29 protein-coding genes are annotated in these 26,088 nt (G+C 37.5%); 9 read left to right on the plus strand and 20 right to left on the minus strand.

Annotation, left to right across the window (positions count from 1 at the left end; all coding sequences use genetic code 11):
- Nucleotides 1–20: 20 nt before the first annotated feature.
- The 5 genes from M5A78_RS03130 to M5A78_RS03150 form a co-directional block, all read right to left on the minus strand.
- The gene (locus tag M5A78_RS03130; protein WP_248733831.1) at nucleotides 21–1,031 is read right to left on the minus strand and encodes an ABC transporter ATP-binding protein; all 1,011 of its coding nucleotides are present in this window, start codon (nucleotides 1,029–1,031) and stop codon (nucleotides 21–23) included.
- Nucleotides 1,031–2,053 (minus strand): ABC transporter ATP-binding protein, encoded by a 1,023-nt coding sequence (locus M5A78_RS03135; RefSeq protein WP_248733832.1) that lies wholly within the window; start codon nucleotides 2,051–2,053, stop codon nucleotides 1,031–1,033. The genes M5A78_RS03130 and M5A78_RS03135 overlap by 1 nt, the downstream gene beginning before the upstream one ends.
- A gap of 163 nt (nucleotides 2,054–2,216) precedes the next feature.
- Nucleotides 2,217–2,993, minus strand: coding sequence for a DUF2268 domain-containing protein (locus M5A78_RS03140; protein WP_248733833.1), 777 nt, complete (start codon nucleotides 2,991–2,993; stop codon nucleotides 2,217–2,219).
- A gap of 215 nt (nucleotides 2,994–3,208) precedes the next feature.
- Nucleotides 3,209–4,447, minus strand: coding sequence for a beta-ketoacyl-ACP synthase II (fabF, locus tag M5A78_RS03145; RefSeq protein WP_248733834.1), 1,239 nt, complete (start codon nucleotides 4,445–4,447; stop codon nucleotides 3,209–3,211).
- Between the two features lie 57 nt (nucleotides 4,448–4,504).
- The gene (locus M5A78_RS03150) at nucleotides 4,505–5,437 is read right to left on the minus strand and encodes a beta-ketoacyl-ACP synthase III (RefSeq protein ID WP_248733835.1); all 933 of its coding nucleotides are present in this window, start codon (nucleotides 5,435–5,437) and stop codon (nucleotides 4,505–4,507) included.
- 203 nt (nucleotides 5,438–5,640) lie between these two features.
- Here M5A78_RS03150 and M5A78_RS03155 point away from each other — a divergent pair, with 203 nt between their 5' ends.
- The gene (locus M5A78_RS03155) at nucleotides 5,641–5,922 is read left to right on the plus strand and encodes a hypothetical protein (protein ID WP_248733836.1); all 282 of its coding nucleotides are present in this window, start codon (nucleotides 5,641–5,643) and stop codon (nucleotides 5,920–5,922) included.
- 43 nt (nucleotides 5,923–5,965) lie between these two features.
- Here M5A78_RS03155 and M5A78_RS03160 read toward each other — a convergent pair whose 3' ends face one another.
- The 3 genes from M5A78_RS03160 to M5A78_RS03170 form a co-directional block, all read right to left on the minus strand.
- On the minus strand, nucleotides 5,966–6,913 hold the full coding sequence (locus M5A78_RS03160) for a BMP family ABC transporter substrate-binding protein (protein ID WP_248733837.1): 948 nt from the start codon (nucleotides 6,911–6,913) through the stop codon (nucleotides 5,966–5,968).
- Nucleotides 6,914–7,086: 173 nt separating this feature from the next.
- Nucleotides 7,087–7,923, minus strand: a complete 837-nt coding sequence (locus tag M5A78_RS03165) for a hypothetical protein (protein ID WP_248733838.1) — start codon at nucleotides 7,921–7,923, stop codon at nucleotides 7,087–7,089.
- An 81-nt stretch (nucleotides 7,924–8,004) separates the two neighbouring features.
- A complete protein-coding gene (locus tag M5A78_RS03170) occupies nucleotides 8,005–8,727 on the minus strand; it encodes an alpha/beta fold hydrolase (protein ID WP_248733839.1) in 723 nt (240 codons plus the stop codon).
- 193 nt (nucleotides 8,728–8,920) lie between these two features.
- On the opposite strand from M5A78_RS03170, the gene M5A78_RS03175 reads away from it, so the two are divergent.
- Nucleotides 8,921–9,106: a YjzD family protein gene (locus tag M5A78_RS03175; RefSeq protein ID WP_248733840.1), complete on the plus strand. Its 186-nt coding sequence runs from the start codon at nucleotides 8,921–8,923 to the stop codon at nucleotides 9,104–9,106.
- Nucleotides 9,107–9,169: 63 nt separating this feature from the next.
- Here M5A78_RS03175 and clpB read toward each other — a convergent pair whose 3' ends face one another.
- Both clpB and M5A78_RS03185 read right to left on the minus strand, forming a co-directional pair.
- Nucleotides 9,170–11,764 carry an ATP-dependent chaperone ClpB gene (clpB, locus tag M5A78_RS03180; protein ID WP_248733841.1) on the minus strand — a complete coding sequence of 865 codons (2,595 nt, stop codon included), beginning with the start codon at nucleotides 11,762–11,764 and terminating at the stop codon, nucleotides 9,170–9,172.
- Between the two features lie 127 nt (nucleotides 11,765–11,891).
- Nucleotides 11,892–12,071: a YjzC family protein gene (locus M5A78_RS03185; protein ID WP_248733842.1), complete on the minus strand. Its 180-nt coding sequence runs from the start codon at nucleotides 12,069–12,071 to the stop codon at nucleotides 11,892–11,894.
- A 272-nt stretch (nucleotides 12,072–12,343) separates the two neighbouring features.
- Between M5A78_RS03185 and M5A78_RS03190 the strand changes: the two genes are divergently transcribed.
- A complete protein-coding gene (locus M5A78_RS03190) occupies nucleotides 12,344–13,036 on the plus strand; it encodes a Crp/Fnr family transcriptional regulator (RefSeq protein WP_406603660.1) in 693 nt (230 codons plus the stop codon).
- A 266-nt stretch (nucleotides 13,037–13,302) separates the two neighbouring features.
- On the opposite strand, the gene M5A78_RS03195 is transcribed toward M5A78_RS03190, so the two are convergent.
- The 3 genes from M5A78_RS03195 to M5A78_RS03205 form a co-directional block, all read right to left on the minus strand.
- On the minus strand, nucleotides 13,303–14,031 hold the full coding sequence (locus tag M5A78_RS03195) for a YwiC-like family protein (RefSeq protein WP_248733843.1): 729 nt from the start codon (nucleotides 14,029–14,031) through the stop codon (nucleotides 13,303–13,305).
- Between the two features lie 210 nt (nucleotides 14,032–14,241).
- Entirely contained in the window at nucleotides 14,242–14,790 is a 549-nt protein-coding gene (gene mobB / locus M5A78_RS03200) for a molybdopterin-guanine dinucleotide biosynthesis protein B (protein ID WP_248733844.1), read from the minus strand.
- Complete coding sequence (locus M5A78_RS03205) at nucleotides 14,778–16,043, minus strand: molybdopterin molybdotransferase MoeA (protein ID WP_248734016.1); 1,266 nt, start codon at nucleotides 16,041–16,043, stop codon at nucleotides 14,778–14,780. The genes mobB and M5A78_RS03205 overlap by 13 nt, the downstream gene beginning before the upstream one ends.
- Nucleotides 16,044–16,280: 237 nt before the next feature.
- On the opposite strand from M5A78_RS03205, the gene ric reads away from it, so the two are divergent.
- The gene (gene ric, locus M5A78_RS03210) at nucleotides 16,281–16,982 is read left to right on the plus strand and encodes an iron-sulfur cluster repair di-iron protein (RefSeq protein ID WP_248733845.1); all 702 of its coding nucleotides are present in this window, start codon (nucleotides 16,281–16,283) and stop codon (nucleotides 16,980–16,982) included.
- A gap of 81 nt (nucleotides 16,983–17,063) precedes the next feature.
- Here the strand turns inward: ric and moaA are convergent, their stop codons facing one another.
- A complete protein-coding gene (gene moaA / locus M5A78_RS03215) occupies nucleotides 17,064–18,080 on the minus strand; it encodes a GTP 3',8-cyclase MoaA (protein WP_248733846.1) in 1,017 nt (338 codons plus the stop codon).
- 362 nt (nucleotides 18,081–18,442) lie between these two features.
- Between moaA and M5A78_RS03220 the strand changes: the two genes are divergently transcribed.
- Nucleotides 18,443–19,141 (plus strand): Crp/Fnr family transcriptional regulator, encoded by a 699-nt coding sequence (locus M5A78_RS03220; protein ID WP_248733847.1) that lies wholly within the window; start codon nucleotides 18,443–18,445, stop codon nucleotides 19,139–19,141.
- 97 nt (nucleotides 19,142–19,238) lie between these two features.
- Here the strand turns inward: M5A78_RS03220 and M5A78_RS03225 are convergent, their stop codons facing one another.
- From M5A78_RS03225 to M5A78_RS03235, 3 genes are all read right to left on the minus strand, one after another.
- Complete coding sequence (locus M5A78_RS03225; RefSeq protein ID WP_248733848.1) at nucleotides 19,239–20,363, minus strand: TIGR04053 family radical SAM/SPASM domain-containing protein; 1,125 nt, start codon at nucleotides 20,361–20,363, stop codon at nucleotides 19,239–19,241.
- A 361-nt stretch (nucleotides 20,364–20,724) separates the two neighbouring features.
- Complete coding sequence (locus M5A78_RS03230; RefSeq protein ID WP_248733849.1) at nucleotides 20,725–21,063, minus strand: DsrE family protein; 339 nt, start codon at nucleotides 21,061–21,063, stop codon at nucleotides 20,725–20,727.
- Nucleotides 21,064–21,078: 15 nt separating this feature from the next.
- Entirely contained in the window at nucleotides 21,079–21,387 is a 309-nt protein-coding gene (locus M5A78_RS03235) for a metal-sulfur cluster assembly factor (protein WP_248733850.1), read from the minus strand.
- A gap of 409 nt (nucleotides 21,388–21,796) precedes the next feature.
- Here M5A78_RS03235 and M5A78_RS03240 point away from each other — a divergent pair, with 409 nt between their 5' ends.
- The 3 genes from M5A78_RS03240 to M5A78_RS03250 all read left to right on the plus strand — a co-directional run bounded on the left by M5A78_RS03240 (nucleotide 21,797) and on the right by M5A78_RS03250 (nucleotide 23,062).
- Nucleotides 21,797–22,612 (plus strand): Cof-type HAD-IIB family hydrolase, encoded by an 816-nt coding sequence (locus M5A78_RS03240; protein WP_248733851.1) that lies wholly within the window; start codon nucleotides 21,797–21,799, stop codon nucleotides 22,610–22,612.
- Between the two features lie 110 nt (nucleotides 22,613–22,722).
- Entirely contained in the window at nucleotides 22,723–22,875 is a 153-nt protein-coding gene (locus M5A78_RS03245; protein WP_248733852.1) for a hypothetical protein, read from the plus strand.
- 1 nt (nucleotide 22,876) lies between these two features.
- Complete coding sequence (locus M5A78_RS03250; protein ID WP_248733853.1) at nucleotides 22,877–23,062, plus strand: DUF3813 domain-containing protein; 186 nt, start codon at nucleotides 22,877–22,879, stop codon at nucleotides 23,060–23,062.
- 96 nt (nucleotides 23,063–23,158) lie between these two features.
- On the opposite strand, the gene M5A78_RS03255 is transcribed toward M5A78_RS03250, so the two are convergent.
- Nucleotides 23,159–24,001, minus strand: a complete 843-nt coding sequence (locus M5A78_RS03255) for a YitT family protein (protein ID WP_248733854.1) — start codon at nucleotides 23,999–24,001, stop codon at nucleotides 23,159–23,161.
- A gap of 105 nt (nucleotides 24,002–24,106) precedes the next feature.
- Between M5A78_RS03255 and M5A78_RS03260 the strand changes: the two genes are divergently transcribed.
- A complete protein-coding gene (locus M5A78_RS03260) occupies nucleotides 24,107–24,964 on the plus strand; it encodes a DegV family protein (RefSeq protein WP_248733855.1) in 858 nt (285 codons plus the stop codon).
- A gap of 51 nt (nucleotides 24,965–25,015) precedes the next feature.
- Here M5A78_RS03260 and M5A78_RS03265 read toward each other — a convergent pair whose 3' ends face one another.
- Both M5A78_RS03265 and M5A78_RS03270 read right to left on the minus strand, forming a co-directional pair.
- Nucleotides 25,016–25,147 carry a DUF3941 domain-containing protein gene (locus tag M5A78_RS03265; RefSeq protein ID WP_248733856.1) on the minus strand — a complete coding sequence of 44 codons (132 nt, stop codon included), beginning with the start codon at nucleotides 25,145–25,147 and terminating at the stop codon, nucleotides 25,016–25,018.
- Between the two features lie 72 nt (nucleotides 25,148–25,219).
- The gene (locus M5A78_RS03270; RefSeq protein ID WP_248733857.1) at nucleotides 25,220–26,083 is read right to left on the minus strand and encodes a CvfB family protein; all 864 of its coding nucleotides are present in this window, start codon (nucleotides 26,081–26,083) and stop codon (nucleotides 25,220–25,222) included.
- Between the last annotated feature and the right edge of the window lie 5 nt (nucleotides 26,084–26,088).

Genomic DNA, 26,088 nt, shown 5'->3' on the forward strand with positions numbered 1-26,088 from the left:
GATTATATTTTTTCTTTTGATTAATAAAGGTGGCAAGCTACTCGATGAGACGGCTTCACCTCCTTTAAAACGGGTTTACTCCGTGAACATTCCTCCATTGCCATTGAACAGCGCGGATGGAATGGACATCCTGATGGTGGATTGATTGGACTCGGTACATCACCCTTTAGGATAATTCTTTCCTTTTTAACTCTTGGATCAGGAGATGGAATCGCTGAAATTAATGCCTGTGTATATGGATGGAGAGGTTCTGCATAAAGGCTGTCTTTGTCTGCTATCTCGACCATGTTACCTAAGTACATAACTCCAATGCGATCACTCATATGTTTAACAACACTTAGGTCATGTGCGATAAAAAGGAAGGTTAGCTCAAATTCTTTTTGTAAATCTTTTAATAAATTTAATACTTGTGATTGAACAGAAACATCTAGTGCAGATACCGGTTCATCAGCAATGATTAACTTTGGCCGTAATGCCAAGGATCTAGCAATACCGATTCTTTGGCGCTGACCTCCGGAAAATTCATGGGCATATTTGTAATAAGCATCCTGCGGCAAACCTACTTTGTCTAATAAATCCATGACTTCTATTTTTAATTCAGCCTTGCTTTTCTTAGAAAAATTGTAAATCGGCTCAGCGATAATGTCGCCAATCATTTGCATCGGGTTTAAAGAAGCATATGGATCCTGAAAGACCATTTGCATATCTTTGCGAATTTCTCGGAGTGATTTTCCTGAAACTTTTGTGATATCTTTTCCGTCAAATCGAATGTGTCCATCTGTTGGTTTTAATAATCGTAAAATAGTCCGGCCAGCAGTAGATTTGCCACAACCAGATTCCCCTACTAATCCTAGAGTTTCACCTTTCTTTATATCAAAAGAGATATTATCTACCGCCTTTACATTCCCAACGGTGCGTTTAAAAAATCCACCTTTAACAGGGTAATAGGTTTTAAGATTTAATATCTCCAATAGATTTTCAGATTGGGAGGGAACATTTTCGTTGATTTTATGTATGGAGACTTTACTCATTACTTCACCCCTTCCCTTGGTATACTAGTTTCAAAGAGCAAACAGGCCACTTCATGATCTTGTTCGACTTCCTCTAGTAATGGGGTAACCGTAAAGCATTCTGGCATTGCTTGTGGACAGCGGTGGGCAAAACGGCATCCAACCTTTGGCATATTAATTAATGAAGGAACAATTCCCTGGATTGAGCTTAATCGTTCTTCCTTTTCATCCATTTTCGGGATTGCTCCCATAAGCAGCCTTGTATATGGATGTTTTGGATTATGGAATAACGTATCAACATCTGTGTGTTCTACTATCTTACCAGCATACATAACAATTACTTCATCACACATTTCTGCAACTACGCCTAAATCGTGTGTTATCAAAATGACCGACATATCGTTTACTTCTTGAATTTCTTTCAGAAGTTCAAGGATTTGCGCTTGAACAGTTACATCAAGGGCAGTTGTTGGCTCATCGGCAATCAACAACTTTGGCTGACAGGCGATTGCAATGGCAATCATGACCCTTTGTCTCATACCACCTGATAATTGATGTGGATACTCATCAACAATTTTTTCAGGACGAGAGATTCCCACACTTTTTAGTAAAGCAATGGCTTTTCGACGTGCCTCTTGTTTTGAAATCTTCAAATGATTAAAAAGAACTTCCTGCAATTGATAGCCAATGGTGAATACTGGATTTAAAGAAGTCATTGGCTCTTGAAAAATCATGGAGACATCTTTCCCGCGGATTTTATTGATTTGAGCTTCGGACATTTTCTCAAGGTTTATACCATCAAAAATGATTTCGCCTGATTTTACTTTTCCAATTCCCTTCGGCAGCAACTTCATAATCGATAGACTCATAACAGATTTGCCGCAGCCGGATTCACCTACAACCCCTACAATTTGCCGTGGCTTTACTTTGAATGAAACATTATCAACAGCATTATAATCGGTTCCTTCAATATCAAATGCAGTTTGTAAATTTTTTACTTCGAGCAGTGGTGCCTCATTACGCAGCGACTTTTTTGTGCTCATAGTACACCTTCTTACTTTTTTGAATTATTCTGTTTATTCATTATATTTAAATAAAATTCTATTACGGAATTGTTGCAATTGCAAGACTTTTTTGTAAAATTAGGAACATTTATACAAACGAAAATAAAAAAAGCCCGAAATAATAGGCTTTAGTAAGTGAATTTTATTTTTCTTGTAAATATTTTTTAGCAGGAATAATAAAAGTTAGTTTTGTAGAATAATTATGCTTAACATAAAATTTTCCAATAATATTATACCCGATAGCATATCCAAGCAATTTGGGAATCCTGCCACCCCCATATAAAAGTTCATCATGTCCTCTTTCATTCTTCTTCGTGTCTAATTGTTTTTTGATAAATTTATCCCAATAATGTAAAATTTCCTTCTCTGAGTACATACTACACCAACTGGCTAAATATTCCTGCCCACAATTTTTTAATACCGCATATTCTGCCAGCCCCTCAATGATAATCGAATCGAGTAAGGTATAGTCTTCCATTTTTTTATTTAGCATGCTTAATCTGCAGACATGGTGGTATTCATGAACTAGAAGTGCTTCTATTTCTTTTGGATCATCCTGATGCGAAAGAAATAGAAACATTTTATCTGGAAAGGAAACTCCTGCCTTACTTTTTTCTTTTCTAATAAAAAAACCACCAGGCTGAGCTAATGGAAAGAGAAATACTGGTATTTCTGGACCATTCCACTTTTTTTTATATTTATTATATAACTGCTCCACTTTATCCCATGCTTTATGTTCCTTCATCCAATTAAGATTGTTCATCGCGGTTCGTGATGGTCGGTACATCCCAAAACTTATTAATTGATCGTAAATATCGTTTGCCTTCTGCCCTTTGAAATATGGCAATAGCCTTTTGCAGATTCTAACTGGGCTGTCAAAATCCTCTTGTAACCATTGATCCGTTCGAATAATACCCATTACATCACCCCATTCAAGCCAAAGTTGACTATTTTACAGTTTATGATGGATTTTTTGGGGAGGTTCATAGGACAAAGGGGCTTTTGAGTCTCTTTTTATTGCTGATTACATCAAATTAATTAGTTTTGTACATTTAGACATTTAATCGAAAATTCATCCTACAAAATAGGCATAGAAAAATCGACCAAGCATAAAAGCCGGTCGATCCTAAATTTTTACTCGTATTTTTTAAATACAATCGTGGCGTTATGACCGCCGAAGCCAAGGGAATTGCTCATGGCAGCCTTAATTTCTTTTTGTCGTGCAATATTCACGACATAATCCAAGTCACATTCTGGATCTGGTGTTTGATAATTAATGGTTGGCGGCATCATGCTATCTCTCATTGCCAACACAGTAAAAATGGCTTCCACACCGCCAGCAGCACCGAGAAGATGACCTGTCATGGATTTGGTAGAACTCATTGCCAGTTTGTAGGCATGATCACCAAATACCTCTTTCACTGCAAGCGTTTCGAACTTATCATTATATTCAGTACTTGTACCGTGGGCATTAATATAATCAATATCCTCAGGATTTAACCCGCCATCATTAATAGCCATTTTCATTGCCCGGGCTCCGCCCTCACCACCAGGTGCAGGAGCTGTAATATGATAGGCATCACCGGTTGCACCATAGCCGACGATTTCGGCATATATTTTTGCACCTCGGGCTAAGGCATGGTCTAATTCTTCTAAAATAACGATCCCCGCACCTTCACCAATAACAAAGCCATCGCGGTTTTTATCAAATGGCCGGCTAGCTGTTTGTGGATCCGGATTTGTGGAAAGAGCTGTATTGGCACAGAACCCAGCCACAGACATTTTCGTAATTGGTGCTTCTGCACCACCTGATACCATAACATCGGCATCACCACGCTGGATGACTTTAAAAGCATCACCAATAGAATTTGTACCCGTTGCACATGCGGTTACGGTACAGGAATTAAAGCCTCTTGCCCCAAGGGTGATAGAAACTTGGCCAGTAGCCATATCAGGTATTAACATGGGGACAAAGAATGGGCTAACCCGCTTGTACCCTCTTTTTTGAAAAATTTCGTACTGCTGTTCAAAGGTTTCCATCCCGCCAATACCGGAACCAATCCAAACACCGACACGATCGGAATTTTCTTCATTAATGGTTAAATTTGCATCTTGGACAGCCATTAACGCAGATGCAACAGCAAATTGCGTAAAACGATCCATTTTACGGGCATCTTTTCTTTCCATAAATACTTCAGGATTAAAGTCCTTTAATTCAGCAGAAACTTTTGCCGGATATTCATCGGCATTGACTCTTGTCATCGGACCAACACCTGATTTACCTTCTAGAATTCCTTTCCACGTTGTTTCAACATCGTTTCCAAGTGGTGTCACTGCGCCGACACCTGTTACTACAACCCTACGCTTTTCCATTTGTACATCTCCTTTTATCCACTAACATTTCTCTATTTTTTTCAAATAAATCTCAGTTTATTTTCCCCACCTGACCGCAATCGCTCCCCAGGTTAATCCGCCACCAAAGCCAACCATGACAATGAGGTCATCATCTTTAATTTTTCCTGCTTCTAATTCCTCGACAATCGAGATTGGTATTGATGCTGAAGAGGTGTTGCCATACTTTTGAACCGTTTTAGACATTTTTTCATCCGGGAGCTCTAATCTTTGTCTAGAAGCTTCCATAATACGAATATTGGCTTGATGAGGGATGAGGAAATCCACATCCTCTTTTGTTAATCCAGCCTTTTCTAGGACATTAACACAGCTCTCACCCATTTGCCGAACAGCAAATTTAAACACTTCTCGTCCGTTCATAATAATATATTCGTCTTGGTAAAGGTGTTTAGCACCTGTACCATCTGCACCAAGCTCAAAGGAAAGAATCCCGCGATTTTCAGAAACTGGGCCAATGATTGCTGCTCCAGCACCATCGCCAAATAATACTGCCGTATTGCGGTCATTCCAGTCAGTAATTTTCGAAAGTTTTTCAACTCCAACTACTAATACATTTTTATAAACCTCGGACTCAATAAATTGTTTAGCCGTAACGATTCCATACATAAAGCCTGCACATGCGGCACTAACATCCATCGCCGCTGCTTTCGTTGCCCCTAATCTTTCTTGAATTCTACAGGAAACAGATGGAAAGGGTGTATCAGGTGAAACCGTCGCCACTAAAATTAAATCAATTTCTTCTGCTGTGATTCCCGCATTTTCAATCGCTTTTTGGGCAGCAGCAAATGCCATATCTGATGTATCAACATCATCAGCCGCAATTCGTCTTTCCTCGATTCCTGTTCTAGTACGAATCCATTCATCAGAGGTATCCATTCTTTTTTCTAAGTCATGATTTGTGACAATTTTTTCAGGTAAATATCTGCCAATTCCAACAATACCAGCTCTCACAAGTTTCAGCTCCTTTTTTTTGGCCAATCTCTTTTATATCAAAAAGATTAATATCAATTATTATGACTTGGTACTAATTTTATCAAATAGACCCTATTTTAAGCAACTATTTCTTCCATTATATCCTCCGCTAATGTACATTCCTTTTATTCGTTAAATCATATTCTATATAAAAGATCAATTCAGGAGGGAGCTATAGGGAAATGGAGGATCAGACGCAGCATGAACCTGTAGATCAAGATCACAACCAACATCATGAGGAAACTCATATTCAAGATCCGTTTACTAATTTAATGTTTGGAACAAGGAGACAACCACAACACCACGAACATATCCATGAACCTCACCAAGCCAACAACCAATCTACGATTAATTATGAAGAACTTATCGTGAATATCGATACTTTGGTGGAATCAATACGAGGTTTAAAACCATTATTCGAGAAGATAATCCCATTTGTGGAACAAATCTGGAAAAAGAAATAAGCTGCCCCAAGAAAGCGGCAGCTTATTATGGTTATGTAAATTTTTATTTAGGCAGCATTCCTGTTTCCTTATATTTTTCAATATGCATGTTCATTTTCCCAATAAACTCTTTACTAACTAATGGACTATATTTACCGAGTGAGATAACATTGTCTTGAAAATCAAAGGAAAGATTTCCTGATTTCAGGTTGCCATCATTGTATTGCTCAGCGATCTTTTCATATAAAGAATCCACCTGCTGAATGGTACTTGTTAAAACGGTCGACTCCCCCAAATCAGATTGATCTGAAACATAGCCAATAGCATATACACCATGTTCCTTAACTTTTTCAATCACTGGAACATTAAAGCCATCACCCGCCGGATAGACGACATCAACCTCATTTTCAAGCATATGATTGACTAATTGAAGTGCCTTTTTTTCATCATCCCAGTTTCCTACATATTCTATGGTTACATTGGTTTGTTTATTTTCTGCCATCGCTCCTTGATAAAAGCCTTCAATTTCTGGCTGCCATTCATAAGCAGCTAAAACACCTACTTTATGCCGTTTAGACATATGTGCTGCAACCATCCCGCCAAAAAAGCCCATTGCATGAGCTTTAAAGTTTAGACTAGTTGTATTTGGCGCTTTTGCATCACCATTAAAACTGACGAAGTGAATCTGGGGATATTTTTTAGAAATATTATTAAAATATTCAGCATACTCAGAACCATGGCCAAAGATAAGGTTTACTCCCTTTTGATCAAATTCTTCTACAGCACGTTCAACATCGACTTCTGAATTCATTCGCTCTTTATAAAATACATCTACATTGAAATTTGTTTGTATTTTTAGCAATCCTTTAAAGCCTTTCGTTCCCCACACCTGATCATTGATTGTTTCCGGAACTAACAAACCAACCTTCTGCAATTTCCCTGAAGACTTTGTTTCACCGCATGCTCCAAGTAAAAGAAGACATAAAAGAATGATTCCGAATCGGTTTAGCATTCCATACACCTCCTTTAATCGGCAGCCATTTCCATAACACATTTCTTCCTTAAATTTAATGGACTATAGAACCTTTTTTTCCTATATTCTAACCTTTGACCTGCTAAATGAAAAGACATATTTCCTAATGGCCACCTTTTTGCAAGATAATAAATAATTTAATACAAATGACTCTAGATGCCATTATGAAATAACCGCTGCACTTGTTCTAACTGTTTGGAAATGGAATCAGTAATAGGTGTTATTTCTTTCACTAAAATTCTTTCAAATTGATTGTCTAATTTCAGTGGGGCATGACAGTTGGAGCGATCCGTGTATTCATTTAAATGAAGAAACGCAGCACATTCAAACCAATAATCCTTTTTCCCGCTTTCGAGTATATAGCTTCCATCACCCTTGGATTCCATAATTTCAAACATTACTTCTAAGGCATCATCAACATAAAGGATATCCCTTGTCCATTCTCGCTCATCTTTTATGATTTTCGTCTTTTGGAATTTTGAAAGAATAGCTTGTTGAAACAAAAATGTTGATGACTGCCAAGGACCATAAATCGCTGGTACATAAAACATCTGAATATGCTTCCCCCATTTCCTTGCTTGGTTTAGGAAGGCTTCCATCTCCATACTCTTATCAGAATTTACCATTTGGATCGGCAGGATGACTACAACACTCATCTCACTATTATTACGCTCTAAATAGTGAGTAATTGATTCCACAACCTTTTCTTTTTGTATGATTGCTTCTTTATTACACATAAATAAATCATATATTGAAAAAATTAGTGCTGTTTTCGCCATTTCTTCATTACGACTATTTTCCCACTCTGATAAGGTCTGTTCGATATAGTTTGCATTTCGTCCAACCTCAAGTCTTTTTTCCGCTAGGAAATGATTATTGTCTATTTCATCTATGTGAACTCCTATCACCTCCAAACCCTTATTCAAAAGGGTTTTGCAAGCATGAAAACTAACAAAATTATATATTCCAAAAATTATGGCCTTGTCCATTAAATCTTCCTCCCCAAGCTAGCCTTATTGAATACTATGCGGTTCAATAAAGAAATATTTCAATATGGGGAGAATTAGGACTTAAAGGACAGTTTCATGGCTACTAAAATACTTAATAAATATTTTGCCAAGTTGTTGTTTTTTTTCTTGAAGAATAAAGGTAGGATTAAATTTAGAGGTATTGATAATCCGGTGATATTGTTTTGATTGATTATAAGATTTTCCGCCAGCAAGGACATGAATGATTTTAACTGGGAAGTCATACTCAAGATTAACGCTTTCCTCCATGCTGAAAATATTGTTTTCAAGCTCTAGCAGATTCATTCTATGTGCAGTTGATAATTCCTTCATTATTTTTTTATAAAAAAACTTATGTTCCTTTTCCTGTTCAAGATGATGCTTTAAAGAAAGGATAGGATTAAGCAGGATGACCGACCTGATATTTTTCTTCATATTTTCCATTAACCTTATTGCAACAAGTGCTCCCATGCCTTCAGCTAATATATGGATTTTATTGTTTAGAATTTCGCTTCGAATTACATGTTGGTATAAGCTCTTAGCAAGTTCGACGGCACTTTCACTTCCCCAGTTTCGCCCATACAGATTTGAGGAAAAAATGGTGTACCCTTCTTCTTTCAGTTGATCGATAATGTCTAGCTTGCCTTCATTTTGAGTCCAAAAGCATTTACTATCGTCCACAAAATGCCTTTCATCACCAATGATTAAGATCCCAAATCCTGTAGGCTTTTCTGGGTAGTGAATTATATTCCATTGGGTATCCATTTGAAAATTGCGATTCTCCATAGATAAATCTCCTTTTACATATTTCCTCAAAATATTGTACGCCATTTCACAAAAGATGAAAGGGCGTTTGCCTAATATAGGATATACTCGAAAGGTTCCTTCAGTTAATGCAAATTGTCGATAAAACGTTTATTATTTCGAAAAGATATGATAATATTAAATAAGATGTATAATATGTTAGAGGTGAAAAATAGTGCGATTCTTTTGGACTTTTTTCTGGTCATTTCTATTAGTGCAAATGCTTTCATATGTAGTTAGTTCAATGACTCCAGGCACTGAATTTGATTTTAAATCAGGTGCAATAGTATCTGTTGGGGTAACTGTCTTGATTTACATTGCCGCTGCTGTGATTCCAAAACAGCCAGTAGAAAAACATTGATTTTTTACAAAAAAGGTCTTCCATATTAAATGGATGACCTTTTTTATTGTTGCTGTCATTCCTTCACTGGATGTTTAACATTACTTCTCCATTTTGGATCGTTATTTCTACCCTTGACTGATTATGAACCATACCCGCAATAATTTCCCGAGCAAGCTTTGTTTCAATGTTTCTTTGAATAAACCGTTTCAAAGGTCTTGCACCATATATTGGATCAAAGCCATTTACAGCAATAAATTCCTTTGCCTCCTCACTAATGGTAATATCAATTTGCTGTTGTTTTAACCTATTTTGCAGTTCCTTCATCATTTTCACAACTATATTTTTAATTTCTCCTAATGAAAGCGGCTTAAAAAGAATCGATTCATCAATTCGATTTAAAAATTCCGGACGAAAATGAGTCCTTAATTGACTCATAACCTTATCCCTTGCGGCAGCTGAAATCTCAATTTCATTTTCACTTCTTTCAAGTAAAAATTGTGAACCGATATTGGAGGTCATAATAATAACCGTATTCTTAAAGTCCACAACCCGACCTTGTGAATCAGTGATCCGTCCGTCATCAAGAGCTTGCAGGAGAATGTTGAATACTTCCGGATGAGCCTTTTCGATTTCATCCATTAAGATGACCGAATAAGGTCTTCTTCTTACAGCTTCTGTTAGCTGTCCCCCTTCTTCATAGCCGACATAACCCGGTGGTGCACCAATTAACCGGGAAACTGAGTGCTTTTCCATATATTCTGACATATCAATTCGAATAATGTGTTCTTCACTATCAAATAGGGATTCTGCTAGTGCTTTTGCAAGCTCTGTCTTCCCAACACCTGTTGGACCTAAGAATAGAAAAGAACCAATCGGCCGATTAGGATCTTTTATTCCCGCCCTGGCGCGGAGCACAGCGTCAGTCACTAAATTGACTGCTTCATCTTGACCGATAACTCTCCCATGCAGGATTGATTCTAATTTTAACAGTTTTTCTCGTTCACCTTCGACTAACTTAGAAAGGGGTATTCCTGTCCACCTAGAGACGATATTTGAGATTTCTTCCCCGGTAACTTCTTCACGCAGCAGACGATCATCCTTTTCTGCAGCCTCCTCTAATTCCTTTAGTTCCCGCTCTGATAATGGAATTTGTCCATGGCGAAGTTCAGCTGCACGATTTAAATCGTACTTATCCTCTGCTTGTTGCAGCTCCCAGCGAAGCTTTTCAAGAAGTTCCCTTTTTTCCTGTAATTGCTGGATACTTTGTTTTTCTCCGAGCCATTTGGCCTTCATCGTATCTTCAAGTTCTTTTAAATCGGCAAGTTCCTTTAAAAGTGTCTCAAGCCTCCGTTTACTGCCTTCATCACTTTCTTTTCTTAACGCTGCTTCTTCAATTTCAAGCTGCATTACTCTTCGTGTCACTTCATCCAATTCGGTCGGCATTGAATCTATTTCGGTGCGGATCAGTGCACATGCTTCGTCCACAAGATCAATCGCTTTATCCGGTAAAAAACGGTCAGTAATATACCGGTCGGAAAGCGTAGCTGCTGCAACCAACGCATGGTCATGGATTTTCACCCCATGGTGCACCTCAAACCGTTCCTTTAAGCCCCTTAAAATCGAAATGGTATCTTCAACATTTGGTTCTTGCACAAGGACTTGCTGGAATCTTCGTTCAAGCGCAGGGTCCTTTTCGATGTATTTCCGATGTTCATCAAGTGTTGTCGCCCCGATACAATGAAGTTCACCGCGAGCAAGCATCGGTTTTAACATATTGCCTGCATCCATCGCACCTTCTGTTTTACCTGCGCCAACAATTGTATGAATTTCATCAATGAACAACAAAATTTGTCCTTCACTCTTTTTGATTTCATTTAAGACCGCTTTCAACCGTTCTTCAAACTCACCTCTGAATTTTGCCCCGGCAATTAATGCACTCATATCCAAAGAAAAGATTGTTCTATCCTTAAGGCCCTCTGGAACATCCTTTCTGACAATCCTTTGGGCAAGACCTTCGACAATTGCTGTCTTTCCGACACCAGGCTCACCGATTAAAACGGGATTGTTCTTTGTTTTTCTGGATAAAATCCGAATAACATGGCGAATTTCTGCATCTCTACCAATGACCGGGTCCATTTTACCTGCTTTTACTTCGGCAACGAGGTCCCTGCCGTATTTTTTAAGAGCATCGTATCCCGCTTCAGGATTTTGTGATGTCACTCTTTGATTCCCCCTTATTTCTTTAATCGCGTTTAGAATAGTTTCAGCTGTTTGCCCTGATGAAGAAATAATTTTTTTCATTTCAGAATCATTTGCATAAGCAGCAGCTAACAAAAAATGCTCAACCGAAATATACTCATCAGAAAATTTTGCAGCAAATCCTTCAGCACTTACCAGTAACTTCTGCAGCTTTGCAGTGATATATAGTTTCCCCTGTTCTGCACCGCTTCCGGTAACTTGAGGTTTTTTTCTCAATGATTCCAAGAGGTTATTTTTAATTTTCTCAGGGTCCAATTTTGTCCTTTCAAGAATAGCTGCTACTAGGCTATCTTCTTGGTCCATTAACGACAATAATAAGTGAGGTTCGTCGACCTCCTGATGGCTTTTTTTAATGGCTAACGTCTGCGCATCCATTAACCCTTTTTGTAATCGTTCTGTCATGCGGTTTAAATCCATTATCCCCACATCCTCTTTGACCATTTTTGACCTATTGATTTTATTATAAAACAACTCAATAATAGAAGTAAAATTTTAAACAGGAAAAAAGTCACCCAAATGGATGACTTTATCTAACTTTAATAATTTATGGTTTTCGCTGGTAAGTCCAAACACGGTTATCATTGGATGTTTCAGGAAATGCATCACCTGCTTTAAGCTTTATTTTTTTTGGATTTAGCACGTTGTCTCCCGTTTCGCCCACTTCGATGTACACACCGTTATTAGGTGCTTTTTTACCAGATTTAAACTGATGATTTTGTCCCATTTTTTCCCTCCTTAACTTCTTACCCTTATATTATTTCCTTTTCTAGTGTGACCATAATAGGAATTTCTTACAAATTTCCGCGCAGATAGACAATATTTCCTAAGAAATACTCGAAATATGTAAGATTTTTTGACGATTGTATGAACTTATTCAACATGTATTGCTAATTAATCTTTGTTAACAATATAATTATAGTAATATCTTGTAAATCCAACCTTGACTGTCATTTATTTTCAAGATTGATTTCATACCTTTAAAAGGTGGTTATGAGTATGCAGTCAGTAAAAGAAATGCCGATAACCTTGTCCCATCTATTTGATACGGTTCACCATTTTAAGAAAATGGAAAAAGGCACTTTTCTTTTCCAAGAGGGATCTGTTGCTGATGAAATGTATATTGTCCAAAGCGGTATTCTCCAAATCAGCAAAATTATTCCTGATGGAAGAGAGCTTACATTAAGAATGTGCTCCAGTGGTGATTTTGTCGGTGAATTAAATTTATTTTCCCCTTCTTCAAGATATTTATTAAGTGCACGTGTTATTGAGAGTGGCGAAGTTGCTGTCATTATGAAAGATGTTCTTGAAGAAAAACTTTCGCAAAATCTTCCTCTTTCTTTTGAATTCATAAAATGGATGAGCCAACAATACCGGAAAACGCAAACTAGATTTCGTGATTTAGTTCTTCACGGAAAAAAAGGGGCCTTGTATTCTACCCTGATCCGCATCAGTAATAGTTACGGTATGAAAACTAATAAAGGGATTTTGATTGAATTACCGTTAACAAATCAAGAATTAGCTAATTTCTGTGGCACCTCTCGTGAAGTAGTCAATCGCTTGCTTAGTGATTTACGAAAAATTGGTGTTATTTCAATTGATAAAGGGACAATTACGATTCATGACATAGTGTTTTTAAAAAGGGAAATTGATTGCGAGGATTGTCCGACGGAAATATGTAAAGTTGACTAGTTGATAATCCAAATAATAAAAAGTCGGTCTCTATGAAGACCGACTCAGATTGCCGAGAAATGGTATATTTCTCGGCAATTTTTTAATAATGGATTGGCCCTGCTAACTGGCCTGTTGATTTCCGCTCCGGGACCGCCCGCGGAAAGCGAAGCGCCTGGAGCGCAAATCAACAGACATGTCGCATTAATAATATTATAATAAATTAACGCAGTGAAATGTTAAAATGACATAAAAAAATAAAGGCTGTCGAAGGTTTTCAACAGCCTTTATTTTAGTGAAATTATTTGAATGACTATGATGATGAAGAATAGTGCAGAATTTATGATTTCGTATATACCAATTTCCTTTGGAGATAGCTTTCTCCCGTGAAAAAGAACAGCTCTAACTAAACTTGGAAAAAAGGCGAGGGCTACTAGCCAATAACCAAACACCAGCCAAACAAGTGTTAAAAGCAAATGGTAGGTCCATGAAATCCATTTAAATTGAGTATTCTTCTTTTCCCGAATCATTGATTTCACATAAAAGGTACAACCAACAAAAAATAGCACAGACGTTAAGAAGATGAATATTATCATTTTGGCGTTCACAACACCAAGGGATAAGTAACTACTTGCAAGTCCGGCAATTGAAAAAGCAAAGATAGCGCTAATATCATTCATAAAGGCACGGTCTTGATTTCGTGAAGTATAAAAAGCATTTATCATAAAAAACGGCAACATTAGAAGTCCAAAATAAAAAATACTTGGCCTTTGCAAAAGTGGAATGAGTAAAAGTAATAATGCCGGAATCATATAAATAAGAGTCCATTTTGTATAAAAAGGCATTTTTTTCTTTTTAAATAACAGGAGTAATGGATACGTTGCTAGGTACAATAAAAGCCAGCCAACAAAAAATGGGATATGCTGCCAATGGTAGCCCCCGTTAGTGACACCTAGCCAAAAAGGGATGATTAGCATTGCCCATGCACCATGTTGTTTTGGTAAAAATAACTTCATCTCTTTCACTCCTTTTTCCTGCTTTCATCTACTATAAGATAGCTAATCGAAAAATAAAGTGAAGAGTATCACATGAGGAAAAAAAAAGAAGGCCTTTGCCTTCTTTCAATACCTGTACCTTATTTGAACAAACATCATAGCCCCTAAATTGTATTGTAGCGGGGATTATTCACCTTCGCTGTGATAAAAGTAACAAATTTGACAATTTTATTAAATCTTTTCGTCTGTTTTATGAATAGTTTTTTCTAGGATTTGAAAAGCCCAGTTTATCGCTGATTCATCGGAAATATGAAAGGAAGGCACTTTCCATTTTGCTATTAGACCATCCTTCATATCCTCCTTCCAGTATATAACCGCAGTAATATTGTTAACTGAATTTAATAAGTCAAAATCATTTTTATCCCTTAACAACAACAGCTTCGGATAACTTTTTTGCTTATATCCCTCAATCAAAATTACATCTGGCTGAAAGAATTTCATTAGCTCTATCTGTTCATCAAGACAATATTCGCGGTCATCTGCTTGCAGGACCAACCTGCCGCCCCCCTCAACAATGGTTGCAGCTGCGCCTGCTAATAGATGTTTTGTTGAATCCTTTTGATCCACCACATCCGGCTTGGCGTCATGTCCGTGATGTTTGATTGTTACCGTTTTTAACCCATTTTTCTTTAAAACCTCAATAAGCTTGAAAGTAATCGTCGTTTTTCCACTATTTTGATAACCCACTACTTGAAAAATTACTGGTTTTACCAAGGCCACTCACAGCCCACCTGATCTTCTAGTAAAAGGACCTCCACTTCACAGCCAGCCGTAAAACCTCTCGTTCCACCAGGTAGAATCATTAATGAATTAGCACCTGCAAGACTCATGATAATGTTCGACTTATCTAGACCACTTGGGGTCACCTTTAGTCTCCCATCAGCGATAAATGTTTCGCTGCGGACAAACCTTGTAAATGGATTAGCTTTAGGAAAGTCAACCACAAGCTGCGCTTTTTCCTTCCTTAAGTGTGGTTTTTTCGAAAATAACTGCCTTCGAATAATCGGCCGGGCAAACAATTCAAAGCCAACATAACAAGCAGACGGATTACCAGATAATCCAAATAATATTTTTTCATTGTACTGGGCTACTGTTGTCACACTTCCAGGACGCATAGAGACCTTATTAAATAAAACCTCTGCACCCAGTTTTTCGTAAATGGCAGGAAGATAATCAAAGTCCCCCACTGACACTCCTCCGGTTGTAATTAACAAGTCTACTTCATTTAAGGCATTTTTTACTGCTTCATAGCATGGATCGAATTCATCGGCCAGCTTCCCAAAATAGTGAACAATGCCTCCCGCTCTTTCGATTTGTGCAGCAATCATAAGGGAATTGCTGTTACGAATCTTTCCTGGAACTAATTCTTCCTTCACTTCTAAAAGCTCTGTACCGGTCGCGAACAAACCAACTCGCGGTCTCTTTGCCACTGGAACATGCTGATAGCCAAATGTGGCCAACATTGCTTGAATACCAGGATTAATCAACGATCCTTTTTTCACTAAAATTTGGCCTTCTTTAGCGTCTTCACCTATAAAGGAAACATTATCACCTTTTTTAAAACTGCGTTTAATAGACATATATGGGAGACCATTTTTTTCGTAGTCTTTTGCGACTTCAAACATGACGACTGCATCGGTTCCCACTGGCATCATCGCACCAGTCATAATTCGGACGGCTTGTTTATGACCCACAACCTTTGCTGAAACCATTCCTGCACCGATATGGTCAATCACTTCAAATTCGACAGGATTGGTCGGAGATGCATCACTCGTGTCGCTTGATTTGACAGCAAAGCCATCATATGGCGCCCTGTTAAAGTGTGGTACGTCACTAGTGGCAATTAAATCCTCTGATAAATAGCGACCGTAGCTTTCATTTATCGAAACATATTCCGTAACACCTTGTAATGGATTTTCCATTATCCTTTTAACTGCTTCCCCAATTGGAATCGGTTTTCTTCTTTCTAACAACATAATCAGCTCCTGCCTTACATGGATAAGTTTTTTCATGATATGTAAATGACTAATCTTCATTATAAGCCTAAAGAAAACCTGCTAACATATCAAATGTCACAAAATAAATAATTTTACCCTATAAATTAAAAATCATATCGAATGTGTGATTCAGGTCACCTAATTAATACTCGTTTTCAATTATGCTTAAATCAGAAATAAACTACCGTTAAAATTTTAAGGAGGATTTTTATTATGACTTTCCCATTTACTGCGAATTCATTAGTTAAAGATATTGTAAACGAATTACCAAAAACAAGTGACGTATTCAAAAAGAATCGTATCGATTTCTGCTGCGGCGGTAACATTCCCTTATCCCTTGCTGTTGATCAAAACGGTCTTAACATGGACAGTTTATTAGCTGAATTAAAACTGGTTTTTGATAAATACGAAAACGCCGAAAAAGATGTAGAAGTATGGACTGATTCTGATTCAAATACAATTATTGATCATGTCATTTCAAATTACCATCGGGTATCGGAAGAAGAATTGTCGATGCTTAGTCCTTATGTTACGAAGGTTTCACGTGTCCATGGAGACAATCATCCAGAGCTTTTGAAAGTCTATGAGCTTTTTTATGAATTCAAAAAAGAATTGCAAGAGCATATGGCCAAAGAAGAAGCTGTTGTCTTCCCATTAATTAAGCAGCTTGGAGATGGAAAAGTTGAAAACCGTGAAGAAGCAATTAATTTAATAATCGAGCTTGAAAAGGAGCACGACCATGCTGGGGAAATATTAAGAAAAATCCGTGCTGTAACATCTGACTATACTCTTCCACTGGATGCTTGCGGAACGTATCGGTTAGTCTATGCCCGTTTGGAGGCATTAGAAGGGTTAACCTTTATGCATGTGCATCTCGAAAACAACATCTTATTTCCAAGATATCTTTCAAAATGATCATGTAAAACACTCTCTTTACCCGAAGAGAGTGTTTTTTCTACCCTATAATATCCTGGCTTTAAATAAGCTGGCTTTCCTTTAGCCGCCAATATAAGACATTTCAATCTTTTTACGATTTTTATTTGTTTCTGCTGTTCTTTCATCTGAATATCTGTCAGCGCGACCATTCCAAATGGCGGTGATCCTGGACACAATTTCTTCGTCAGTGGCACCGTTTCTCATGAAATTACGAATATCATGGCCATTTCCATTAAATAAACATGTGAAAATCTGACCATTCGCCGATAATCGGGAACGGGTGCAGCTTGAACAGAACGATTCAGAAACGGAAGTAATAAAGCCTACATTCACGTTTGTGTCTGAATACCGATAGAGCTTCGCTACTTCCCCATAGTAAGCCGGGTCAACTGGAATCAATTCAAAATGTTCTTTTAATAAATGATAAATCTGTTTTTTGGTAATAACATCATTCATTTTCCAGCCATTTGTCGAACCGACATCCATGAATTCAATATAGCGAAGCTCTAGGCCGTTATTTTTACAGTATTCTGCCATAGGAATAATTTCGGTATCATTTAGACCCTTTTTTACTACCATGTTGATTTTGACCCCGAGGCCTGCCTGTTTCGCTGCTTCAATCCCTTCTAATACTGGTCCAGTTGCAACGCCGCGTCCGTTAATTTTTCCGAACAATTCATCGTTTAAAGTATCAAGACTAACATTTACTCTTTTTAGGCCTGCCGCTTTTAAATCCTTGGCCAATTTCGGAAGTAGCACACCATTCGTTGTTAATCCGATATCACTTAAACCCTTAATCGAGGATAGCTTTTTAACAAGATACGGCATATCTTTCCGTAAAAGAGGTTCGCCGCCAGTTAAGCGGATTTTTTCCACACCTAAACGGACAAAGATTTTTGCCAGACGTTCAATTTCTTCATAAGTCAGTAAAGCATTTCTAGGAAGAAATTCAAAATCCTTTCCAAATTGATCTTCCGGCATACAATACTGACAACGAAAATTACATCGGTCTATCACCGAGATTCTTAAGTCACGTAAAGGTCTATTTAATTTATCTTTAATAATGGTTTTTTCCATTAATATCAACTCCATTATTTTAAAGAAACTTATTTTTTATAAGTGTAACAGGATTTTGAAAGAAACACTGTTACTTTATTCACTATCACAATACTTTTTAATCTTATTTTAATCTTAACAGATGTAGGTGAATGAATAAATGATTGTTTTGGAAACCATACTTCTCTTTCCTTTTTGTTTATCCGTTTGATCATTTAAAACAGTATTAGATAAAATGCTCCTCAAATCCCGCTTAAGTTTTCACTATATTGTCATTGTTTACTTAAATTTACTGACCAAACTTGAGATAAAATGAAACTAACAAATCCTATACCTAGAAGGAAAATATACTGGTTTAAAAATAGTTTTTAGAGGTGAATCGGATGACAGCCACAATGAAACCAACCCATTCTATTGAAATAAAAGAGTTGCTTAGATTTGCTGACCGGAAATTTAAAAGTGAAAGAGGAAGCTTTTTATTTCAAGAAGGCATGGTAGCTGAAGAGCTTTATATTATCCTTTCCGGTAAAATTCAAATCAGCAAAATCACCACGGACGGTCGTGAACTATCCTTAAGAATTTGTGGAGAAAACGATATTTGCGGTGAATTAACTCTTTTTACGGACAACCCAAGATATTTATTAAGTGCAACTGTTCTTGAAGAAGGAGATGTTGTTGCGATTAAAAAGGATGTAATCGAAAGTGAAATTTTCCAAAATAGTAAGCTTGCGTTTGAATTCATGAAATGGATGAGTGATCATTTTCGAAAAACACAAACAAAATTTCGTGATTTAGTCCTAAACGGAAAACGTGGAGCACTCTTCTCCACACTTATTCGAATGTCGAATAGCTATGGTGTCCAAAAAGATAATGAAATTTTGATTGATCTGCCCTTAACCAATCAAGAACTAGCTAACTTCTGTGGCACCTCTCGTGAAAGTACAAATCGCATCCTTAGTGAGTTAAAGCGTGATAAGATTATTTCAATTAAAAAAGGAAAGATTTCCATTTTGAATTTACAATACTTAAAGGACGAAATCGGTTGTGAAAATTGCTCAGCCGTATATTGCAATATTGAATAGGATGGAGCGAGGATTCCCCGCTCCATCTTTTTTATTTTTCCTATTCCTAGGGCTGTCTCACATTCCATGAGGCAGCCCTGTATATATACTATCTTTCTTATTGTAATTGCTTGTCTCTCATAGCTTTTGGAATATAGACGCAGAATGGTTCGCTTTCTAGGTAATCACCTGTCATCGCATAGGCCCGTGACCTTGAACCGCCGCAAACAAAGCGAAATTCACACACACCACATTTACCCTTAAATTCGTCCGGATTTCTTAGCGCTTTAAAGATTGGTGACTCTCGGTAAATTTCCGCTAAAGGTGTTTCTCGAACATTGCCGGCTTTAACTGGTAAAAGACCGCTTGGATACACATCGCCAATATGAGAAATGAACACAAAGCCATTTCCATCATTTACACCTTTAGGTGCCCGACCTAGACCATCAATCGAGCCTGTTAACCCTTTTTCTGTGAGAGCACTTAAATAATCGATTTCATCTGTTTGGGCTTTTGCTTCCCGCATTTTTTGCTGAATAACAACACGACGGTAATGCATGGCTTCTGTAGTTTTAATATCGAAAGGTACTCGTTTACTTAGGTCATAGAGCCATCTAAGGACTTTTTCATGCTCAACTGGGGAAATCATATCGGAAATTTGTCCTCTTCCAGTCGGAACAAGGAAAAAGACACTCCAAAGCACACATTTTAAATCTTCAACCATTTTTGCCATTTCATCAAGATATTCATAATTGTATCTTGAAATAACAGTGTTGATCTGAATAGGAATTTCAAGCTCATGTAAATATTTAATCCGTTCCATTGTTAAATCAAAAGACCCTGCCGTCCCGCGAAAATGGTCATGTATTTCTGCTGTTGGACCGTCAATGCTGAACGCCCAGCGAGAAAGACCGACATCTTTTGCCTTTTTAATCGCTTCTTTTGTTACATTAGGGGTAGCACTAGGTGTCATTGATACCCGTACGCCCTTTTCTACTGCGTATTTGGCAATATCAAAAACATCTTCCCTCATAAGCGGGTCTCCGCCTGTAAATACCAGGATGGGATTATTCATATCATATATTTGATCGATTAGATTTTTACCTTCTTCAAAGGTTAATTCTCGTGGGTCCCTTGTATATTGCGCATCAGCACGGCAATGCAAACACTTTAATTGACAAGCACGTGTCAGCTCCCAAATTACGATAAATGGATCTTTATTAAAATCTCGGCTAAAAACCATATGAAACGCCTCCCAAGAACGGCTATTTCAAACTCAAACAGCCTTAATAACATGTATTATAAAGTTGTTTATAGGTTAAAAAAGTGAACTATCTCACAACCCACAAATTATATATGTCCGTTTTGTGAAGTTCTGGAATAAGAAAAGCGCAAGCGCCCTGGTCAGCGACGTAAGGGCTGGGCTGGACTGAACCGACTGAGATAAAGGAAACACGGTGAGCGTTAGAGAACCGATGTTGACTTATCGTAGGGAGGTGAGGGAAGCACTCTAGTCGCTAGGGCGCTGGAGCTGGACATTTCTCAAAGTAGAAAATTTTATACTTTCTTATCTTTAAATAAAAACAGCAGAAGCTCTGCTGTTTTTAAGAAATCGTTATTACTTCATATTTGGCTGCCAGGTCAATAAAATCTCCCATTCCGCTGATTTTCCCAACCGTCAATTTTTCACTAATCTCATAGTGGTCAGCACAAGTCTTACATGCTAAAATTTCTACACCTTTGTCTTCCAGTTCTTTCAAATGAACAGAAACAAACGACTCACTTGTCAATGTCAAGACCCCGCTGTTCATACAAAAAACAGCTACAGGTAGTTCTTCCTTTTGTTTTAATATCGTAAAGAATGTTTCCAAGATATTTTCACCAAGTACTTGGTCACCTCTACCGAGTTGGTTCGAGCTTACTAAGATCACTTTATTTTTCATAGATAATCCCCCGTTTTAGCGAATTCCTAAGGCAATCTTCGCATAGCGTGACATCATTTCTTTATTCCATGGCGGATTCCAAACGATATTTACATCTGTATCCTTGACCTCAGGAATGTCTGCTAACGCTCTTTTTACTTGGTCCACAATCGTTCCTGCTAGCGGGCAGCCCATTGAAGTTAACGTCATCGTCACTGTTACTTTCCCTTCATCATCCATTTCAACATTATAGACCAAACCTAAATTAACAATGTCAACGCCTAGTTCAGGATCGATAACTAGCTCCATGGCACCCATCATATTTTCTTTTAATTCTTCATTCATGTTCGATCACTCCTAAAGTTTTTCTGAATTTATTATAGCAAAAGGTAGGTCTCAAACTATAAAAACCCGCTTGACTGGATTGAGACTTAATTCAAATTCGCGTAAAATAGATAATTGACCGTCCAATTGCACTTGGAATGGATGGACTTAAGAATCGCTTTTCTTATTAATTACCACGATTTTCATTTACACAATCCGCTTATTGCAATAAAAAGTATATAGTTTTTTATGAAACATGGTGTGAATTTTTTTACACATTAGATATAAAATTGTTAACATAGTAAATATAGAAATAAAAGTTCGATGGTATATGAAAATTCCCTTATTTGTAGTGTACCATGTAGATAAACATTTTTCTAAATCAATGCAATTATTCATGAAAAATTTTAAATAAGAAGGGATCACCCACATGACTGAAAGACACTTAATCGCTTTAGATCTTGATGGAACATTATTAAAGGATGATAAAACAATTTCCTCAAAAACAAAAGAAATCATACAAAGAGCAAAAGCAGACGGTCATATCGTTATGATTGCCACTGGAAGGCCTTATCGTTCTAGTGAAATGTATTATCGAGAGCTGGAATTGGACACGCCTATTGTCAATTTTAATGGGGCGTTTATGCACCATCCACGAAACCCTAACTGGGGATACTATCATGAGCCTCTTGATGTAAAAGTAGCAAAAGATATTGTGGAGGCCTGCAGAAGCTTTCAGTTCCATAATATTATTGCTGAAGTGATTGACGATGTTTATATTCATTATCACGATGAAAAGCTTTTAGATATTTTTAGCTTTGGCAACCCCAAAATTACGACGGGGGATTTACTAAATTTCTTACATGACTCACCCACAAGTATGCTAATCCATACAGAGGAAGATCAGCTTCAAAAAATCCGTGATCATTTATCTGTCGTGCATGCAGAAGTGATTGAACAACGCAGCTGGGCAGCTCCGTGGCATGTAATCGAAATCATTAAGGTAGGTTTAAACAAAGCAGTGGGTCTGAAAAAGGCAGCTGATTATTTTGGAATTCCTACTGAAAGAATTGTGGCATTTGGTGATGAAGATAATGATTTGGAAATGCTCGAATATGCTGGTCATGGGATTGCAATGGGAAATGCGATTGATCAGGTGAAAAATATCGCCAATGATGTTACCTTAAGCAACGAAGAAGATGGCGTCGGTGAATATTTGGCAGAATTGTTAAATATAAAATTTTAGTCCCAGTAAGCCAAGGTTTTCATAAATGAACATACCCCCTTTGGTGCATACTAATTTTTGAAGCAGCGCTGCTGTTTCAATACGAGCTTGAGCATATTGGAGGGATTCGAATGGGTAAATCAAACAAATCAAAACGCTTTGTCCAACAAGGAAAGGATACCGTTAACAAGCATGCTGAACGTATTCCTTATCACATGACCTATGCTGAAGCGGAAGCTCAGAAAATGGCAAATGTGCAAGAATCCTCGCTTGGAGGAATTTAACATGGGAAACCAATTGTTCCAGGAAGCACGAAGATTTGTTGAGATGGCGAAATCCGCAAACCCAGCTGAGGTTGATTCTGCTGTTGAAAAGGCAAAGAATGCACTTAGTTCTGCTTATGCCAACACGACAGTGACAGAGCAAGCCCAGCTCCGACAAATGCAACAAGAGCTTGATCAGATTCAATAGATTTAAAGAAAATTGGAGGTGCCTAATGAGGCACTTCCAATTTTCATTTCGAATCCGATAAACTTTTTCATAGTAAGAAGATTGAGCTTATTTTCCTTAATCTCTTCGAAAAAACCCGTAAACCCCTGTTGTCTGTATTATATTTGTGAAAGCATTTGGATCTACTTCTTTAATAATTCTTTCTAAATCATAAAGCTCATATCGGGTGATTACAATCATCAGCATATCCCTTGTTTCATTGGAAAATGCTCCTTTTGCGGGAATCATTGTGATCCCTCTAACAAGGGAAGCATGAATTGCTTTTTTTAGTTCATCCGCTTTTTTCGTAATAATTAACGCCGTAAGTTTCGCATGCCTAGTATGGATGGCGTCAATTACTCTAGTCGAAGTGTATAAGACAACAAGTGTATAAAGAGCTTTTTCCCAGCCATAGAGGACACCTGCTGTCATAATAATAATACCATTTAAGACAAACATATACGGACCAACCGGTTTGTCCTTCATTCTTGATAAAACCATGGCAATGATATCGACCCCTCCTGTCGAAGCGCCCCATTTTAACGTAATCCCTACACCGACTGCTAAAATAACTCCGCCGAATACGGCATTTAATAAAATATCATGTGATAATTGTTTAATTGGAATCATTGATAAGAATATAGATGACAGGACGACAGATAAGAAACTATAAATCGTAAAGGATTTCCCAACTTTTTTCCACCCAAGAAAAGCTACTGGAATATTAAGTACGAGTAATAAAAAGCCCATCGATACATGAATTGCTGTATTATCACTTAAGATCTTTGAAACTAATTGAGCAATCCCTGTAAAACCGCTAGAATAAACATTCGCGGGAATTAGAAATAAATTCATCGCTAGCGCATTTAATAAGGCACCCGTGACCACAATAATCAATTTTTTCGTTTGAAGCCAAAGCAATGGTATATCCCCCTTTATCTTGAAAATATCCGATTAGATAATTGTATTTTTAGGGTGAAACCGATAAACTGAAACTATTATAAGAACTGAAAGCAGGTGAGCTTCATGCAGGTAAAAATACTCGCTGACAGCGCATGCGATTTACCAAAAAGTTTCTACGAAGAAAATAATGTAACTTTAATTCCCTTAAAGGTCCATATTAACGGCGAAGAATATGAAGACGTAAAGACAATTGACCCAAAAACCGTATATGATGCCATCCGTAATGGAATTATTCCAAAAACTTCCCAGGCTTCTCCACTTGCGTTTGAGGAAGCCTTTAACGAAATGGCAGAAAAAGAGGAAGATGGGATTTACATTGCATTTTCTTCAGAATTATCAGGAACATATTCAACCGCTGTTATGATTCTTGACCAAGTAAAGGAAAAATATCCAAATTTTAATTTAACGATTGTCGATACGAAATGTGCCTCACTTGGACATGGGCTAGTTGTCATGGCGGCAGCAAGGCTTGCTGCTGAAAATGGCTCAAAAGAAGAAATTCTTAAGGATGTCCGTTTTAGAAGCCAGCATATGGAGCATCTTTTTACAGTAGAGGATTTAGATTATTTAGCTAAAGGTGGCCGGGTCTCAAAAGCATCTGCCTTTCTGGGCGGATTATTGAATATCAAACCAATATTAAATGTGGAAGATGGGAAGCTTGTTCCAATCGAAAAAATACGAGGTAAGAAGAAATTACTGCGCCGTATTATCGAACTCATGAACGAACGCGGCAAAGATATGCAAAATCAAGTAATTGGGATTAGCCATGCCGATAATGAAGAATTAGCATTAGAAATGAAAGCAATGATTGAAGATGGATTTCATCCGCATGAGGTCTATATTTCTTCGATTGGTTCAGCTGTGGGGTCCCATACAGGTGCCGGGACCATCTCGATTTTCTTTTTAAACCAACTGCCCTAACAAAATTTCATTTTAAAAAAAGTGAGGTTTGAAATCCCCTCACTTTTTTTGTTATTTATGGTCTGTTTTTTTAGAATATAGATTTTTCCCTGCCTGACGATTTTTTTCACGCATCATATTCTTTTCATGTCGAATGGCATTATTATCTTTTGCTTTTTTATCATTATCAGAAGTGTGCGGCATTACCTTACCCCTTTCAAATTGCTTTCGATTATTAGTGTCTGTCTATTCGAAAAAGAGTATGTAACAAATGCATCAATCTTTTTTCACATAAGTCCAGCTGCCTTCTTGATATGCTCTGCCTTCCTTCATCAGTTTTCCAAGGGCCCGCTTAAACGCACCTTTGCTTAAGCCAAACCGTTCTTGAATATCTTCAGGCATACTTTTATCGCTGAATGGCATTGCTCCATTTCTGCTAAGTAAATATTCAAAAATCCGTTCTGCATCTTGGTCTTGTGATTCCTCTTTCCTTGCAAGTAAAGAAATGTTTACCGTTCCATCTTCCTTTACATCAATAATCCGACCTTCAATCATTTCACCTAAACGAGGCTCCTTTGGCCTTTGTGACTCATGAATGAACCCTTTAAATCCTTCAATCGTATAGACCCAGCTACCTACTTTTGCTGTCCGGTAAATATGCCCTTGAACATTTTTGTTAAAATCTTCTCTAGTTGCTTTTACGGAAATAGATTGGATAATCTGGTCACTGCCCAGCCTTGCATAAAGAAGATAATTACGATTCAGCCTAAGCGTAACATAGACTAAATCCCCTACCTTAGGCCAGACTGATTTATGTACAGGGAGATCGTCCGCACCCAGTAAAATATCTTTTGGGAGTCCAATATTTAAAAAGACACCAATTTCCGGATTTGTATCTGTGACCTTGACCCAAGCATAGCGGTCAACAGAAATTTCTGGAATAGTCGTTGAAGCTGAAGTTCGCCCTTGCGAATCAACGTATAAAAAAACTTCGACTTCATCACCTTCTGCTAATTCTTGACCTGCTTGATTTATATGCAGCAAAACATCCTCATTTCCGTCTGTTAAAAAATAGCCAAAAGCAGCTTTTCGGGCAACAGTTAATGTGGTTGATTGACCAACTAATTCGTTTAATGACATATAAA

The organism is Neobacillus rhizosphaerae, assembly GCF_937468385.1.
Classification (GTDB): domain Bacteria; phylum Bacillota; class Bacilli; order Bacillales; family Cytobacillaceae; genus Neobacillus; species Neobacillus rhizosphaerae.

Coding starts and splice junctions, on each gene's coding strand:
- M5A78_RS03130 (WP_248733831.1), bottom strand. CDS start 1,031: ATGAGTAAAGTCTCCATACATAAAATCAACGAAAATGTTCCCTCCCAA.
- M5A78_RS03135 (WP_248733832.1), bottom strand. CDS start 2,053: ATGAGCACAAAAAAGTCGCTGCGTAATGAGGCACCACTGCTCGAAGTA.
- M5A78_RS03140 (WP_248733833.1), bottom strand. CDS start 2,993: ATGGGTATTATTCGAACGGATCAATGGTTACAAGAGGATTTTGACAGC.
- fabF (WP_248733834.1), bottom strand. CDS start 4,447: ATGGAAAAGCGTAGGGTTGTAGTAACAGGTGTCGGCGCAGTGACACCA.
- M5A78_RS03155 (WP_248733836.1), top strand. CDS start 5,641: ATGGAGGATCAGACGCAGCATGAACCTGTAGATCAAGATCACAACCAA.
- M5A78_RS03160 (WP_248733837.1), bottom strand. CDS start 6,913: ATGCTAAACCGATTCGGAATCATTCTTTTATGTCTTCTTTTACTTGGA.
- M5A78_RS03165 (WP_248733838.1), bottom strand. CDS start 7,923: ATGGACAAGGCCATAATTTTTGGAATATATAATTTTGTTAGTTTTCAT.
- M5A78_RS03170 (WP_248733839.1), bottom strand. CDS start 8,727: ATGGAGAATCGCAATTTTCAAATGGATACCCAATGGAATATAATTCAC.
- clpB (WP_248733841.1), bottom strand. CDS start 11,764: ATGGATTTAAACCGCATGACAGAACGATTACAAAAAGGGTTAATGGAT.
- M5A78_RS03185 (WP_248733842.1), bottom strand. CDS start 12,071: ATGGGACAAAATCATCAGTTTAAATCTGGTAAAAAAGCACCTAATAAC.
- M5A78_RS03190 (WP_406603660.1), top strand. CDS start 12,344: ATGCAGTCAGTAAAAGAAATGCCGATAACCTTGTCCCATCTATTTGAT.
- M5A78_RS03195 (WP_248733843.1), bottom strand. CDS start 14,031: ATGAAGTTATTTTTACCAAAACAACATGGTGCATGGGCAATGCTAATC.
- ric (WP_248733845.1), top strand. CDS start 16,281: ATGACTTTCCCATTTACTGCGAATTCATTAGTTAAAGATATTGTAAAC.
- moaA (WP_248733846.1), bottom strand. CDS start 18,080: ATGGAAAAAACCATTATTAAAGATAAATTAAATAGACCTTTACGTGAC.
- M5A78_RS03220 (WP_248733847.1), top strand. CDS start 18,443: ATGACAGCCACAATGAAACCAACCCATTCTATTGAAATAAAAGAGTTG.
- M5A78_RS03225 (WP_248733848.1), bottom strand. CDS start 20,363: ATGGTTTTTAGCCGAGATTTTAATAAAGATCCATTTATCGTAATTTGG.
- M5A78_RS03230 (WP_248733849.1), bottom strand. CDS start 21,063: ATGAAAAATAAAGTGATCTTAGTAAGCTCGAACCAACTCGGTAGAGGT.
- M5A78_RS03235 (WP_248733850.1), bottom strand. CDS start 21,387: ATGAATGAAGAATTAAAAGAAAATATGATGGGTGCCATGGAGCTAGTT.
- M5A78_RS03240 (WP_248733851.1), top strand. CDS start 21,797: ATGACTGAAAGACACTTAATCGCTTTAGATCTTGATGGAACATTATTA.
- M5A78_RS03245 (WP_248733852.1), top strand. CDS start 22,723: ATGGGTAAATCAAACAAATCAAAACGCTTTGTCCAACAAGGAAAGGAT.
- M5A78_RS03250 (WP_248733853.1), top strand. CDS start 22,877: ATGGGAAACCAATTGTTCCAGGAAGCACGAAGATTTGTTGAGATGGCG.
- M5A78_RS03260 (WP_248733855.1), top strand. CDS start 24,107: ATGCAGGTAAAAATACTCGCTGACAGCGCATGCGATTTACCAAAAAGT.
- M5A78_RS03265 (WP_248733856.1), bottom strand. CDS start 25,147: ATGCCGCACACTTCTGATAATGATAAAAAAGCAAAAGATAATAATGCC.
- M5A78_RS03270 (WP_248733857.1), bottom strand. CDS start 26,083: ATGTCATTAAACGAATTAGTTGGTCAATCAACCACATTAACTGTTGCC.